Origin of the sequence: Bdellovibrio sp. HCB290, assembly GCF_047305925.1 — a bacterium.
GTDB lineage: Bacteria > Bdellovibrionota > Bdellovibrionia > Bdellovibrionales > Bdellovibrionaceae > Bdellovibrio.
Map to the genome: position 1 here is coordinate 1,802,627 of NZ_CP178620.1, position 14,008 is coordinate 1,816,634.

The 14,008-nt window shown below is 45.9% G+C and carries 14 protein-coding genes and 1 tRNA gene; 5 read left to right on the plus strand and 10 right to left on the minus strand.

Annotation, left to right across the window (positions count from 1 at the left end; all coding sequences use genetic code 11):
- Positions 1-24: 24 nt before the first annotated feature.
- Entirely contained in the window at positions 25-846 is an 822-nt protein-coding gene (locus tag ACLVWU_RS08930) for a 2,3,4,5-tetrahydropyridine-2,6-dicarboxylate N-succinyltransferase (protein ID WP_413578643.1), read from the minus strand.
- Between the two features lie 9 nt (positions 847-855).
- On the minus strand, positions 856-1,509 hold the full coding sequence (locus ACLVWU_RS08935; protein ID WP_413578644.1) for a M14 family zinc carboxypeptidase: 654 nt from the start codon (positions 1,507-1,509) through the stop codon (positions 856-858).
- 44 nt (positions 1,510-1,553) lie between these two features.
- Between ACLVWU_RS08935 and lysA the strand changes: the two genes are divergently transcribed.
- On the plus strand, positions 1,554-2,729 hold the full coding sequence (gene lysA / locus ACLVWU_RS08940; RefSeq protein WP_413578645.1) for a diaminopimelate decarboxylase: 1,176 nt from the start codon (positions 1,554-1,556) through the stop codon (positions 2,727-2,729).
- Here the strand turns inward: lysA and murI are convergent.
- From murI to ACLVWU_RS08955, 3 genes are read right to left on the minus strand one after another with little or no spacing between them, the layout of a single operon-like run.
- On the minus strand, positions 2,726-3,526 hold the full coding sequence (murI, locus tag ACLVWU_RS08945) for a glutamate racemase (protein WP_413578646.1): 801 nt from the start codon (positions 3,524-3,526) through the stop codon (positions 2,726-2,728). The two genes, lysA and murI, sit on opposite strands and share 4 nt — an antisense overlap.
- Before the next feature lies 1 nt (position 3,527).
- Positions 3,528-4,574 (minus strand): guanosine monophosphate reductase, encoded by a 1,047-nt coding sequence (locus ACLVWU_RS08950; protein ID WP_413578647.1) that lies wholly within the window; start codon positions 4,572-4,574, stop codon positions 3,528-3,530.
- On the minus strand, positions 4,558-5,235 hold the full coding sequence (locus ACLVWU_RS08955) for a hypothetical protein (protein ID WP_413578648.1): 678 nt from the start codon (positions 5,233-5,235) through the stop codon (positions 4,558-4,560). The genes ACLVWU_RS08950 and ACLVWU_RS08955 overlap by 17 nt, the downstream gene beginning before the upstream one ends.
- Positions 5,236-5,329: 94 nt before the next feature.
- Here ACLVWU_RS08955 and ACLVWU_RS08960 point away from each other — a divergent pair, with 94 nt between their 5' ends.
- Together ACLVWU_RS08960 and ACLVWU_RS08965 are read left to right on the plus strand one after the other, a co-directional pair.
- Positions 5,330-6,214 (plus strand): NmrA family NAD(P)-binding protein, encoded by an 885-nt coding sequence (locus ACLVWU_RS08960; RefSeq protein WP_413578649.1) that lies wholly within the window; start codon positions 5,330-5,332, stop codon positions 6,212-6,214.
- A 23-nt stretch (positions 6,215-6,237) separates the two neighbouring features.
- Entirely contained in the window at positions 6,238-6,780 is a 543-nt protein-coding gene (locus tag ACLVWU_RS08965) for a HutD family protein (RefSeq protein WP_413578650.1), read from the plus strand.
- A 40-nt stretch (positions 6,781-6,820) separates the two neighbouring features.
- On the opposite strand, the gene ACLVWU_RS08970 is transcribed toward ACLVWU_RS08965, so the two are convergent.
- From ACLVWU_RS08970 to ACLVWU_RS08990, 5 genes are all read right to left on the minus strand, one after another.
- On the minus strand, positions 6,821-7,417 hold the full coding sequence (locus ACLVWU_RS08970; protein WP_413578651.1) for a redoxin domain-containing protein: 597 nt from the start codon (positions 7,415-7,417) through the stop codon (positions 6,821-6,823).
- A complete protein-coding gene (locus ACLVWU_RS08975; RefSeq protein WP_413578652.1) occupies positions 7,414-9,426 on the minus strand; it encodes a protein-disulfide reductase DsbD family protein in 2,013 nt (670 codons plus the stop codon). The genes ACLVWU_RS08970 and ACLVWU_RS08975 overlap by 4 nt, the downstream gene beginning before the upstream one ends.
- 87 nt (positions 9,427-9,513) lie before the next feature.
- A complete protein-coding gene (locus ACLVWU_RS08980) occupies positions 9,514-9,879 on the minus strand; it encodes a hypothetical protein (protein ID WP_413578653.1) in 366 nt (121 codons plus the stop codon).
- Between the two features lie 5 nt (positions 9,880-9,884).
- Positions 9,885-11,834, minus strand: coding sequence for a methionine--tRNA ligase (locus tag ACLVWU_RS08985; RefSeq protein WP_413578654.1), 1,950 nt, complete (start codon positions 11,832-11,834; stop codon positions 9,885-9,887).
- A gap of 148 nt (positions 11,835-11,982) precedes the next feature.
- A tRNA-Met gene (locus ACLVWU_RS08990) sits at positions 11,983-12,059 on the minus strand.
- A gap of 143 nt (positions 12,060-12,202) precedes the next feature.
- Here ACLVWU_RS08990 and ACLVWU_RS08995 point away from each other — a divergent pair.
- Together ACLVWU_RS08995 and ACLVWU_RS09000 are read left to right on the plus strand one after the other, a co-directional pair.
- On the plus strand, positions 12,203-13,123 hold the full coding sequence (locus ACLVWU_RS08995) for a hypothetical protein (RefSeq protein WP_413578655.1): 921 nt from the start codon (positions 12,203-12,205) through the stop codon (positions 13,121-13,123).
- 37 nt (positions 13,124-13,160) lie between these two features.
- Entirely contained in the window at positions 13,161-14,003 is an 843-nt protein-coding gene (locus ACLVWU_RS09000; RefSeq protein ID WP_413578781.1) for an SDR family oxidoreductase, read from the plus strand.
- The last annotated feature ends 5 nt before the right edge of the window (positions 14,004-14,008 follow it).

Here is a 14,008-nt window from a genome sequence, read left to right on the forward strand (position 1 = left end):
CTTGAGCGGGCTTTTTGTTGCCATCTAAACGCTGACTTGGAAGTCTCGAAGTGCATCTGTCAGAGATGTCTTCAGATCCGTGCTTGCCTTACGCTGACCGATGATCAAAGCGCAAGGAACGCCGAATTCCCCTGCCGGGAACTTCTTCATTTGCGTGCCGGGAATTACTACCGAGTTCGCAGGAACACGGCCTTTCATTTCCACAGGCTTGCTGCCGGTAACGTCGATGATTTTTGTAGAGGCTGTGATCGTAACTCCAGCTCCGAGAACGGCACCCTCTTCGATGATAGCGCCTTCAACCACAATACAACGACTTCCGACAAAGGCATTGTCTTCGATAATAACCGGTGATGCTTGAACAGGCTCCAAGACTCCACCAATGCCCACACCACCTGATAGATGGACATTTTTACCGATTTGCGCGCAGGATCCCACCGTAGCCCATGTGTCGACCATGGTGCCAGCACCGACGTATGCGCCGATGTTGACATAGGAAGGCATAAGGATCGCGCCTTTTTCGATGAACGATCCCTTACGTGCCAAAGCGTGAGGGACAACGCGAACACCATCCTCTTCGGACCATTTTTTCACCGGGATCTTGTCGAAATAAGTAAAGTCCCCGGCCTGCATTACGGTCATTTGTTGTACACGGAAGTACATAAGAATGGCTTTTTTTACCCATTCGTTGACGACCCATCGAGAGTCGATTTTTTCAGCGACGCGCAGGCGTCCAGCATCCAGGCCTTCGATCACTTCGAAGATTGTTTTCAAATCATTCGACATCAACTGATCAACGCGTTTGCCGTTTTGAATTTCAGTATATAGTTGTTCAACGGACTGTTGCATGGTGGCTCCTTACTTGTCGTAAACTTTTAAAGCGTCCAGAATTGCCGGAACGTGGATTTTAATAATGTCTTCAGCAATCTGCCCACGTTCTATTTCGTAGGTTAGTGTTGGGCATGGTCTTTCCAGGCCGGCATATGTTCCCAGGCACCCCGGAGTAGGGTATCCGATATCATCATCAATTTTATAACCCGTGTGTTTTTCAAGAACTTTGGCAAAAGCATAGCAGTCACCATTGACGTTCAAGACGGGTTGCCATGAATGCAAAGACAAAACCAACTGTGGCTTTTTGGCTTCAAGAAATTTCATGAGGCCATGATTTTCAGACTCGCTGCCTGCTTTTGGTCCCGGGTGGTAACGTGGAGTTTTAACCTCAGGAGACCAGTCCTTGGTAGGCAGGTTGCGATTTAAATCTACACCGTTGCCGTTGCCACGGGTTTTGTAAATCACACCTTCCAGGTTGAATTGCGGTACCAGAGTTAATTTGAATTTGTAATCAAACGAGTTCATGAAATGTTTAAGCAGTTCTTGTGCGCAGATCACGCCTTCGATTTCATCACCGTGAACTCCGCCCAAAATCAGAATTTCAGGAGCTCCATCACGGCCAAACTCATAGGCCAGAACAGGCATGCCTTTGGAGGTGTAAGTAAAAATAGAAGTTTTCATGACAAACATCCTTTGTTCGGGAATGATATTAGCACGAGGTTTTTGTGGAATACATCAATAATGAGCTTCATTTTGGGCCGGATAAAAAGAACTTAATGTCGTTGTGCGCGAATTACATTCGGCCCATTTATGTTTACGACCTCGATTTCGTTAGTAGCCGATTTAAGCAGCTGGCAGCAGCTCTTGATGGGGTGCGTTTATACTTTGCGGTGAAAGCCAATCCCAATCCGGAAGTTCTGCAATGTTTAAAGAATGCAGGAGCCGGTGCGGACGTTGTTTCCCTGGGGGAAATTAAAAGAGCTCTGGAGAGCGGTTTTTTACCTGAAGATATTGTCTATTCCGGCGTCGGCAAAACCCGTCATGAAATAACCGAAGCCTTGAAGCTTGGAGTTTTGCAAATCAATGTGGAGAGTTTGCCCGAGTTGGAACGCATTGGACAGATTGCGCAGGAAATGGAAAAAAAAGCTTCAGTGGCTTTGCGGCTTAATCCGGATGTTAGTATTCAGACTCATCCCTATATTGCAACAGGGCTTCGCGATAACAAGTTCGGCATGGAACTGAATCTGATTCCGGAATTGTCAAAGTGTCTGAAGAAGTATGCGACTTCTTTGGAGCTGGTGGGGGTTAGCTTGCACCTTGGTTCGCAGATGCTGGAATTTTCCGGTTATCAAGAAGCACTGATGAAGCTAAAAACATCTTATCTGAATCTTAAAAAAGAATTTCCCACGCTGCGCAGATTTGATTTTGGTGGCGGCCTTGGTGTGGTTTATGAAAAGTCGGATTTGGAATTGGAAACCCGTCTACTGCAGGAATATGCGGGTATCACTAAGGGAGTGTTGGCAGATTTGAACTGTGAACTTCAGTCGGAGCCGGGGCGTTGGTTGGTGGCTCATGCCGGAGTTTTATTGTGTCAGGTTCAGTACGTTAAGAAAACTTCCGCAAAAACATTTGTAATTGTTGATTCTGGAATGAATCATCTGATTCGGCCTTCTCTTTACGAGGCTGAACATCGTATTTTGCCTTTAGTGAAAAACTCCGAAAGCATTGTTTGTGATGTCGTGGGACCTATTTGTGAGTCATCGGACTTCTTTTTGAAAGAGTATAAAATGCCGGTCGTTAAAGAAGGTGACTATGTGGCGATTCTGGATTCAGGAGCCTATGGTTATTCAATGGCCAGCACCTATAATCTGCAGGAACTTCCGTTGGAGATTTGTATTTAGTTTAAATCCACGACTTTGAATTCGTCGGCTTTCACGGGCTTTAATATTTTTAAAGCCATCTCGGTAAAGTGTGCTGAAGAATCTGTTGTCATGATTTCAATCTTTTGATGGCTGGAATTGGCGTTTCGACCAAGCCGGTTCTTGCTGAAATCCCGTTCAAGCCAGCGGGCAATGGCTTCCCCTGAATCAACTAGTTCAATTGAAGATCCCGTTACTCGGGCGATAGAGTTCTTAAGCAGTGGATAGTGCGTGCACCCCAGAATCAAAGTATCGATTGAATGCTGAAGAATCTGACTTAAATAGCGAAACACAATCAGATTGGTTACTGGATCAGAGTCCCAGCCCTCTTCTGCCAGCGGTACGAACAAAGGGCAGGCCTGGTCGATAACCGACGCCGATGGATCTAGATCCATAATTTTATGGGAGTAGGCTTTGCTGTTGATGGTGGCTCTTGTGCCAAGAACACCGATGCGTTTGCTGTGACTGACTTCTAAGGCGCGTTGGGCGCCGGGGCCGATTACATTGTAAATCGGAAGACCTTCAAGTTCTGGTTCTGGTACTTGAGTCGAAGCAGTATTGCAGGCAATGACGATAGCTTTAACATCCAGCCTTTTTAAAAACTGGATGTTCTGTTCTGAATACTTGCGAATGGTGTGAGCGGATTTTGAACCATAGGGAAGACGTGCGGTATCACCCAAGTAGAGAAAACTCTCGTGGGGAAATTGCAGCGCCAGTTCTTTAAGAACTGTAAGGCCGCCGATACCTGAGTCAAATACCCCTATGGGTCTGGAATCCATTTTACTTTACTCCGTGTGCGCGAGACTCAGAGATACCACTAGAAGACATTTCCATAAAGAGGGCTTTGTCTTTTATCTCTGCAATGCTGGTTGCATTGATGTAGCTCATTCCAGAGCGGATTCCGCCAGTCACTTCATGGATCACATCTTTTACGTGTCCTTTAACATTAACCTGGGTGGATTCTCCCTCAGGAGCCATACCTTCTGGAACTCCACCACGCCAAGAATCTTGGGCAGAGCGAGAGGCCATTCCGCGGTATTGTTTTTTGCCGTTTTTAATTTCCCCCGGTGTTTCGATGGTCCCGGATAGCATGCTTCCAAGCATCACAGTGCTTGCGCCAGCTGCGAAAGCTTTCACCATGTCGCCGGAAGTGCGAATACCACCATCGGCGATAACAGGCACGCCATGAGCCGCAGCCACCTCAGAGCAAAGAGCAATTGCTGTTAATTGAGGAACTCCGCAGCCAGTGATAATTCGAGTCGTACACATCGAGCCAGGTCCGATGCCAACTTTGATGGCGTCAGCACCAGCCTCAATCAAGTCGTGCGCAGCGTCTGGAGTCGCCATGTTTCCAGCAATCAAATCCACGTTGGGATATTGATCTTTAAGCCACTTCATCGTCTCCATCATCTGCACGGAATGTCCGTGGGCAATATCGATAGTAATGATGTTAACTCCGGCTTCAACCAGGGCTTTTGAACGACTTTTGAATTCTTCACCAACACCTACGCTGGCGGAGATTAGCTTCACACCAGCCTCTTTCAGCCGACGTGCCTGAGCTGACTGTTCTTCCGTAGAAATGAAGCGGTGAAGAATTCCCATGCCTCCCAAATTATGCATGGCAAGTGCCATATCGTATTCAGTCACCATGTCCATGTTGGCGCTGATGATGGGAGTTTCCATTGTGAAGTTGCGAGTGACCTTGGTCGTCAACTTAGGATCCCGACGAGAACGAACATCAGAGCGGGCTGGAATGATAAGGACGTCATCGAAAGTCAGGCCTTTTCCGCGTTTTTTTACTTCTTGCCAATTAAACATGAGATTCATGTCGTCTTACCTCGTCTTTAAAAACATTAAACAAAAGCTGTGTTGAAATAATTAACAAATAAGTGTCCAGCAGATTCAGTACAAGACTTGCTACAGGGGTTTGCCAAAGCAGTCGGTAGGAATCAAAGAGGCTGGTCAGTATCAATGGAATGAAAAGATGAAACAGAACTAAAATACCAGTGATTTTAAACCAGTGTTTGCGAAAGACCTTGGCAGATGTGGCTAGGGCATCAATCCGGCCTTCGTCATATCTTTGAGATCCCGTAACCACGAACGGCACCATGCTGTACTCTAGAAATTTCCAAATTCCTGGAATGATGAACAACAACGCCCAAAGAAGTGTCTTGCCCCAGGTGCGCAGTGTTTCGATAAAAACCTGGTTGATGTATTTCCCGTAAAACTCTGACAGACCTTGGGAAATCTTTTCTGATTGCATGGCATACAGTGCGGTTGTGATCAGAAGAACAGGAAAGATGATGCTGCTGATAATTGAAAGAAAGCCAAACCAATAAACCTGAGGTGCGGCGCCCATGGGATCACGCAGGGCTGTTTCAACCTGTTGATTAAGGAACTGATCGATGTTGCTCGACAACACCAAAAGAATGAAGAGGGGTAACGCGACTTTTTTAAAAACCTTCAGGTTCTCGGTAAAGAATTTCACCCCACAACTAAATCGAGAAACCAGAGGCGAGTCAAGCGGACCTTTGCTAATATACACCTGTAAAAAGCGCTTCCAAGTCTGGATACTGAACACTATGAAAGAGAGAGTTTTGATCACCGGTGCCACCGGAAAAATTGGACAGGAGATTGTGGGACGTCTTCTTGGAAGGCAGGCTCATTTTGTTGCTGCAAGTCATGTTGAAACCATCTTTCCCCCTGAAGTCAGGCACATAAAGTTAGACTTAGGCGAGCGAAGCCTTGTTTCTGAAGTCACTAAAGACATCGATTTATTGTTTTTGCTTCTTCCTATTTCCGAATCCATGCTGATCTTTGCTCAAAATACCATCATGGCGGCGAAAAGTTCGGGAGTCCGTTTCTTGATTTTAAACTCTATAATGGGGGCCGATCCGGATTCAAATTTCTTAATTCATCGAATGCATGGGCAGATCGAGGAAATGGCAAAAGAAAGTGGCATTCCCTTGGCCATTTTGCGACCGAATCTATTCATGCAAAGTTTCGTATCCAGACATGCCGATTCTATTCGTCAGGGCGCTCTTTTTCTGCCGGAAGGGGAATCCAAAAGCTCCTACGTCGATGTGCGTGATGTTGCAGATGTGGCGGTTAAAGTTATTGAGAATCCCTGGCTCTATGAGCAACGCACGATCAATTTGACGGGACCAGAAGCCCTCAGCAATGAGGATGCACTGATTAAGATTTCATCAGTTTTGGGACGAAGGGTAAGTTATATCCCAGTCACCGAAGAGGCCGCGAAGCATCGCTTGCTGCGTGAGGGGAACAGTCTGTGGATGACGGAGGCTTACCTAAGTCTTCATCGCTCTGCGCGAGAAGGAATGACGGCCATGATTCATCCAAGTAACGAACAGGTGCGAGGCGTGGCTCCGCGAACCTTTGATGATTTCTGCAAGGAGGCATCAAATCGCTGGCAGCATTCTTATCCTTTACGGGAAGCCATGCTGTGACCTAATCTACCAGCATGATCACTTTGCTTTCGAAAAAATCCTTTATCTCCATGCCGTGGAAGAATGGCAAAGGTCAGACTGAGCAAATCGCTATTGGTCCCGAGGGAGCCGTATTTCCAAATGATTTTTCATGGCGTATCAGTTCAGCCACGGTAAACAATGACGACCCATTTTCCAATTTTCCTGGATGTGACCGTTTCTTGGTGGTCACAGAGGGTGCAGGTCTATCTCTTAACGGAAAAGAATTGCATCCACTAAAAGTCCTGCACTTTTCTGGCGAAGAACTGATTGATGCAAAACTTCTTGAGGGCCCAGTTGTCGATTTGGGAGTGATTTTTCGAAGGAATGTCATCTCCGCATCGATGAAGATTCTGAATTTATCAGACGTCTCGCAGTTGGAGCTAGGGTATGGAACATATTTTGTTTTCTGTATTCGTGGAAAGCTGCAGTTAGATGAGCTTGAAATTCATGCTGGCGATAGCTTAAGAATTGATAAGACGGCTTCATTGAAGCTGGATGGGCTTAATCACAGTGTCTACGCTTTAATAGCGATCAATCAAAAATAGCAAGACGCCCTTTTGTAGAGGGAGTCTTGCTTCAGATTTTTTAGTATTTAACACTGCAACCGTAAGGCTTGCTTGTTTCTTTGGCGATTTTTTCGCCTTTCATTGCGCTACTCGTTGCTGCAACGATGTAATTTTGAGCCGTTTCAACAGTCTTTTTGTCTGAAGAATCGTTGTCGTCGATAGCACCCGCGTAGCGGATTTTACCTTCTGGATCAATTAGGAACATGTGCGGAGTGGTTTTTGCGCCGTATGCTTTGCCCATTGTGCCGCTTGCATCAAGAAGGATTGCGGAAGCTTTGGATGCCTCCTTGGCGCCGTTCGCGATGGCTTCTGCTGGCGCTAAGTATCCTTGTTTTTCTTTTGCTGACGAAATGACGGTCAACCAAACGACACCTTTACCAGTCATATCAGCCTGAATCTTTTGCATATTTTTGCTGTCGTAGTGTTTACGCACGTAAGGGCAATCTTTGTTGTACCACTCAAGGATAACGTATTTCCCTTTATAGTCCTTTAGGTTTTGCGGTTTGCCTTGAGCATCTGTCACTGCAAAATCGGGAGCTGGGCTGCCAACTTTAGCATCAGCGAAGGCAAAGCTAGAGATCAAAGTAGTCACAATAACCAGCATTAAATTCTTCATGGTTGTTTCTCCTTATTGTTGAATAGGTCTTTAATGATCGATGTGGTTAAAATTTCAGGAAGCACCTGCGGTTCTTTGGATCCTGCAGGATAATAAACATATAGAGGCAGTGAGTTTCGTCCGAATTGAGCCAGTGCTTTTGTGATCTCGGGATTGCGATCTGTCCAATCAGCTTTGTAAAGTTTAACTTTGTTTTCCAGGAACAAAGTTTGAATTTCCTGAGTGTTAAGAACGAGCTTTTTGTTCACTTGGCAGGTGATACACCATGCCGCTGTAAAATCGATAAAGAGGGCTTTTCCGGTATCGAGATCTGATTGGATGGCTGAAGATTCAAAAGGGATCCAGGTATCGATCGCTGTGGCCTGGGGCGTATTCGTATCTGCTTTCTCTGGCAGAAAAAATAGAGCGCACATTGAGAGAATGAAACCCAAGACCAGTAGAGTTTGCTTGAGCCTTTCATTTCGAAACTGTCGAGAAATCCAAATCCACATTCCGATAATCAGGAAAAGAGTTAGTAAAAACAAAACACCTGAAAAACTGATTTGCTGGGCAATGACCCATAGGAGCCAGATTACCGTCGCAAATAAAGGGAATGCCAGAAACTCTTTGAATTTCTCCATCCATGCGCCGGGTTTAGGTAAAACTCTTAATGCCTGCGGAAAATAGGCCAGAATCAAAAAAGGCAATGCCATTCCAAAACCCAACCCTGCGAAAACCGAGAGGGTATGGAGAGCTGGAAGCGCCAGTGATGCACCAATAGCGGCACCCATAAAAGGCGCGGTACAAGGTGTTGCCACAACCGTTGCAAGCACTCCTGTTAAAAACGAACCCCAGTGGCTGTTGTCAGTTTTCTTGGAGCCCAGAAATGTCAAAGACTGACCAATTTCAAAAGTGCCCAAGAAATTGAAACTCAACCAAAAAAACAAAATGGCGATAGCTGACGCTATGACTGGTGACTGCAATTGAAAACCCCAACCCAGTTGCTCGCCGCTGGCCCGCAAGAATAAAAGCATTCCACCCAATGCCAGGAAGGAGGCAAGAACGCCAAGGGTGTAGTACCAGCCCGAGATACGCAAATGTTCCCGACTTTTTTCAGGTCCCATAAAGCTAAGAATTTTAATTGAAAGAACGGGAAATACGCAGGGCATGATATTCAGTATCAAGCCGCCCAGAATGGCCCAGAATATAATCTGTCCCAGTCCAGCACTTGATGCTTTGTCGAGAGTTGTTTCGAAGGCGATTTTGTCTCCAGATTTAGTTTCAATAGATACCAAGAAGGCGGAACCGCTAAAATCAGTTTTGGAAGTATCCTGCAGAGGCAGTCCCAGAAAAAAACTGGATCCGTTCATTGAAAGATCTGGGTTTTGAGTTTTGAAAATCTCGCCATCAATGGGGAAAACTTCCAAAGTTTTTATGTTGGCGACCAGGTCATTGGAGAAATGAAGCTGTGTTTGCAGGACGCTGTTTTGTTCGCTGAGAATTTCCCATTTTGTTCCTACAGGCGGTTCCGTTGGGTACTGAAACTTCGAAAACAGATCGTTTGCCGCAGATCCGGAAGAAGAGTAAGGAATGGTTGTTTCCAGATCTGTGATGTAGGGGATGCACTCGATTTTGCAAATAAGGAACTCAATTTTTACCTGTGCTTTGATGTCTGTGGGGGGCGATGGCGTGACTTCAAATTTGTAGACAGTTTCTTTCCCATAACCGAAATTAATCATGCCTTCGATGGGATATCTGGTGGGCACCGGCCAGTACTCTTTGCTGACTTTTCCATTAGACAATAGCCAAGTCCATTTGGGGGAGGCTCCGGAATCTCCGGAGTTTTTCCAATAGATATGCCAATCAGGCTTGATGCTGAAATGAAGTCCTAAAAACGTATGCGGGTTGGAGTTGTCTTGAGTTTGAGAATATATCAGTTCGACTTTTCCTTGAGGAAAAGTAAATGAAGAGGAAGCAGCGTTCGCTCCGAGGGATAAAAACAGTAAAGCTATTCCCACAATAAATTTCATAGAGAAATTATAGTGAGGGGAAACGAAAATTTACCAGAAAAACAAACCAAGACGCAGAACGCATTTTGGTTTGTTATTCAGCACACCTTAGAACTTGCAGGTCCCTGGAATTTCTTTGGAAACTCCAGTGAGTTTTGGATTGATGATTTTTGATTTAAAAGAACCATCGTTTTCTGCCAGATTGACGGTCATGAAAATTTCATTCTGTGGATTGTCTTTGAATAGAACCACATTGAAAAGTTCCCCTGCGTTTTTCTCCTGAATAGTCACCGGAGCTTGTTGCGTAGGGGTGTAGAACAATGAAACATCGGCGACGGGACCCGGTGTCCCATCTTCAGAAACATCAATACGAACGGTTCCTGCCGGAGCTCCATAAAATGAATATTCACAATTCAAAACAGTGGCAGTGGCCAGCGCTGGGAACAGAAGAAACATAAGTACGAAAGCTCTCATTTTGATTATCCTTCTTGTGGTTGTTCAGACTCCGGAACCGCCGGGAAGTAAGTTCCCTTCGGATTGATAACATGTCCTGCGGGTAAACCAGTTCCCAATTCTTCCGCGCGGAAGACGGACTCTGGCAAATTTAACGTTTTACGAACTTCATCCATAGTTGCTGGAGCAAATGGAGCCAGCATGATCATTAGATTTTTCAAAACATAGAAACACGTGAACAAAGCATCTTTTCGTTCTGCCTCTGGCGCACGGTCATCGTGTGGTTTGTACTGCGTGAACAAAGAGTTGATTTGGCGCGCATAGTTTTCTACCTGACCCAACAAGATCGCGTAGTCGCCTTTTTGCATCGAGCGCAGGTACATTTGCACCAGCTTTACCGTTTCAGCTTCGGCTTTGCCGATAAGTTTCCCTTCAGGAACCTTGCCGCCGTACTTGGAGTGACATGCTGAGATTGGTTTTTCCAAGGCTGCATTCATAGGGCCCGCAAGGAATTTGTTTCTTTCCGCAAAGTGTTCGAAATCGAAGTTCGATGCCTTCACCGGCAAACTCAAAAGAGCCAGGTAATAACGAACCTGATCTGCAGAGTAACCCATTTCCAGAAGTTGATCGCCACTATAGAAGTTGCCTTTGGATTTGGACATTTTTTCGCCGTTCACCATCAAATGGAAGCAGCTCAAAATTTCCGTCATTTGCAAATCACCTTTTTGTGGTAATTGCAGCGGATTGTTTTTGTGACCCAGCCACATGGATCCTTGCATGATCACATAGAAGAAAACGTTATCTTGCCCCAGGAACTGCACAACGGTCGCTTCAGGATCGCACCAGAAATCTTTATATTGTTCTGGATCGCGGCCCGATTGTTTTAGTGCCACTTGCGTGAATACGATCGGCGCAATCAAGGAGTCCGGCCACACGTAAAGAGTTTTGCCAACCATGTCCTTGTCGATTTCTGGCGGTACAGGAATACCCCAGGAGACGTCACGAGTGATCGGACGATAGCCCCATTTGTCTGTCACGACAGATGGAATGCCTGCGGCTTCAAGTGTAGCCTGTCCTTGAGCAAGTTCTGCTTTGTTTTCAAAAAGACATTCCACTTTTTTCCCTGGGACATAGCGGGATTTATGCTTTGGCAAAGTGTCTTTGATTTCTTTGTATTTAGGTTCGTGGATATTTTCAAAACGACAGCCGATCAGAACCGTGTTCGTCACTTCCTGAACAACAGCTGAGCGCCATGCTTTTGTTTTCGTTTCGATCCAGGATTTTAAAGGATCAGCCACTTTCCACATATCAAGCCACCAGTGAGCGGTGTCTTTCAATTCGGGTTTGGCATCACTCAGCTGACTGCGGGGATTTTGTAGCAAGCTTGGATCAAACTGAGTGCCACAAGCGTCACATTCGTCAGAGTATGCGTCTGGGTTTGCGCAGTTTGGACAAGTCCCGCGAACGAAACGATCCTGAAGGAAGCGATTCATTTTCGGATCGAACCATTGTTTGGTTACGCGTTTTTCCAGAAGTTCGTTTTTGTAAAGACGGCGCAGGAAGTCTTGAGAGTATGCTTCATGCAAAGGATATGTCTCTGGGCGGGAAGTGCCCGTGAAAACATCCGTTTGGATGGAGTAGTTTTTCAAAGTCTCTTTTTGTTTTTCATGAATTGTATCGATGAACTCACGAATTGTTTTACCAGCCTGAACTGCAGCCACTTCACTTGTCGATCCGTGATCGTCATTTCCGTTCACGAACAAAACATTTTCGGCACCAATCAACATGCGCATCCAACGAGCATAAACATCGGCTGGAACGTGAGCGCCGGCCAAATGCCCTAAGTGCAAAGGGCCGTTTGCGTAGGGCATACCTGCAGTGACGACAACTTTTTTAGGTTTTTTGAAGGCCTTCAAAACTGAAGGAACATCAGTAGGTTGAACGAACTTGTTTTCTGGCTTGGATCCTGGTTGCATAAATGAGTCCTCTGAAAACACTAATTTATCCAAAATATCCGTAGCTTGCATCAGTTTCTTGCTTTAGGTCGGGGAGTTTGTCGCGTGCGGCAGATTGCTTTAAGCCCAAAAATGGAAAAAGCCCCAAGGTTTACCTTGAGGCTTTTATTGGTTGCGGGGGCAGGATTTGAACCTACGGCCTTCGGGTTATGAGCCCGACGAGCTACCAGACTGCTCCACCCCGCGACAGTGACAAGTGAATGTCTGAGAAACCAGTTGTAGGCGCATACGCACCCTGGGTCAATGATTCATTTGTGTTATTTTAAAATGGCCATGTGTATCATTGCCGCGAATTTGCTCACAAATCCTTATTGTGATCTAGTTGTCGCATGACTGGGAAAAAACTTCTAAAAATTTTGGCTATCAGCGCATCCGCAATCATTCTTGTATTCGGGATTATGGGTGTTTGGCTTCTCTCGATGCTTCCGGGTCCATCAAAAGTAAAAGAGGCAGTTCAGTCCTCGGTTGCTCAGATAGAAAAGAAGGACGCAGAGTCTTCAGTAAAAACACAAACTTCCGCTTCAGAGAATGCATCCGAAAACGCAGCGGCAAATACAGTGACATCAGCAAGCGATGCTTCTTCCGGTAAATCCCACATGCCGATGGAAGTTATTTATGAGGATTTCGCTAATCCCAGCAAACCTCTGGTGGAAACATGCCGTGATTTGGCAAAAGCGGGAGAAAGTGGTTTCTTCCCGAAAACTCAAAATCGCACCGCTGTAAAGTTTATGGATAACATTGCCAGTTCACAAAAAGATCCTGTTTTGGAATCTGTGGCTCCGGTCATGCGCTATGTATTTCGTTTGCCGGGAGTTGGTGACGCCCTTCATTTGATTAAAGGGGCGAATGGCGATGACAGTCTGATTCAAAAAGCGGAACTGTATCGACATTTCTATCGAGCAGCTAGTTACCTGCAATCGAATGCGGCCGAGATGAATCAGGTTATTCAAAAATCCTACAATCTGCACATGCTAAGTAAAGCAGTCGCCTTGAAGCCACAATTGGCCTCTGACAGTTCAGTGATGTCCTTTTGCGAACAAATTGAGGGCAGTCTGCTGGGCAACCAAAAGGTGAATGTTGAAGAGCAAGTTCAAGAAATGCGAAAATTCCTGCAAGATGCAGGTATAGACGAAAAATCGATTGGATTTGATGCGAACTATCGCTCCAAGGTGGAAGTGGATCTGGGTAAAGGCCACTTCTCGGTCTCGGATCCCTGGTTGAAGGATTTGGTCAGCAAAGGGATGATGTAAGCTCCATTTTGTAGAGGGGGGTTTGACTTTGAAGCAAGTGATTGTAACGGGTGCATCCACAGGGATTGGTTTTGATTTAACCCGCACACTTTGTGAAAAAGGTTATGTTGTCTGGGCCTGTGTTCGCAAGCCTGAAAGTTTAAGTCGTCTGCTGATTGATTTCGAAGACCGCCTGCGTGTGATACAGCTCGATGTCACAAACACTCATGATATAGAGCGTGCGCTGATAACAGTGCAGGCCGAAATGAATCCCAACCGCGAATTGATTTTAATAAATAATGCAGGAATCGCCAGTGGAGGCCCTATCGAGGGACTTCAAATGGAAGAATGGCGCAAAGTATTTGATGTGAACCTGTTCGGCATGGTGGAGATGACAAAAACATTTCTTCCCTTGATTCGTGAAACCAGGGGACGAGTCATCAATATCGGCTCGATCAGTGGCCGAGTCGCCGCTCCATTTATGGGACCGTATACGACTTCAAAGTTTGCGGTAAAGGCATTCACTGACTCTTTACGCCGCGAGGTTAGCTCCCTTGGCGTTCGTGTTTCTTTAATTGAAGCGGGTCCCATCCGCACCGAGATCTGGTCTAAATCAGTTGATAAAACAGACCGTATCATGGAGCAGTGTCCGCTGGAGCTGCGCAAGGTTTACGGTGGAATGATGTCGCTGATCCGTGAAGGCGTTCTTCAGGCCGCTCAAGAAGCGGTGCCAGTGGATGTGGCAACCAAAGCGATCATGCACGCCATCGAAAGTCATTTGCCTAAGGTGAACTATCTGGTTGGTAAAAGAATTAAACTTCAGGCGAATATGTTGAAGTTTATGTCGACCCGAATGATTGATCGGGTGATCAGAAAAAGTCTGCGCTTTCACCGAAGCTAGCAGCG

Coding starts and splice junctions, on each gene's coding strand:
- ACLVWU_RS08930 (WP_413578643.1), bottom strand. CDS start 846: ATGCAACAGTCCGTTGAACAACTATATACTGAAATTCAAAACGGCAAA.
- ACLVWU_RS08935 (WP_413578644.1), bottom strand. CDS start 1,509: ATGAAAACTTCTATTTTTACTTACACCTCCAAAGGCATGCCTGTTCTG.
- murI (WP_413578646.1), bottom strand. CDS start 3,526: ATGGATTCCAGACCCATAGGGGTATTTGACTCAGGTATCGGCGGCCTT.
- ACLVWU_RS08950 (WP_413578647.1), bottom strand. CDS start 4,574: ATGAATCTCATGTTTAATTGGCAAGAAGTAAAAAAACGCGGAAAAGGC.
- ACLVWU_RS08960 (WP_413578649.1), top strand. CDS start 5,330: ATGAAAGAGAGAGTTTTGATCACCGGTGCCACCGGAAAAATTGGACAG.
- ACLVWU_RS08970 (WP_413578651.1), bottom strand. CDS start 7,417: ATGAAGAATTTAATGCTGGTTATTGTGACTACTTTGATCTCTAGCTTT.
- ACLVWU_RS08975 (WP_413578652.1), bottom strand. CDS start 9,426: ATGAAATTTATTGTGGGAATAGCTTTACTGTTTTTATCCCTCGGAGCG.
- ACLVWU_RS08980 (WP_413578653.1), bottom strand. CDS start 9,879: ATGAGAGCTTTCGTACTTATGTTTCTTCTGTTCCCAGCGCTGGCCACT.
- ACLVWU_RS08985 (WP_413578654.1), bottom strand. CDS start 11,834: ATGCAACCAGGATCCAAGCCAGAAAACAAGTTCGTTCAACCTACTGAT.
- ACLVWU_RS08995 (WP_413578655.1), top strand. CDS start 12,203: ATGACTGGGAAAAAACTTCTAAAAATTTTGGCTATCAGCGCATCCGCA.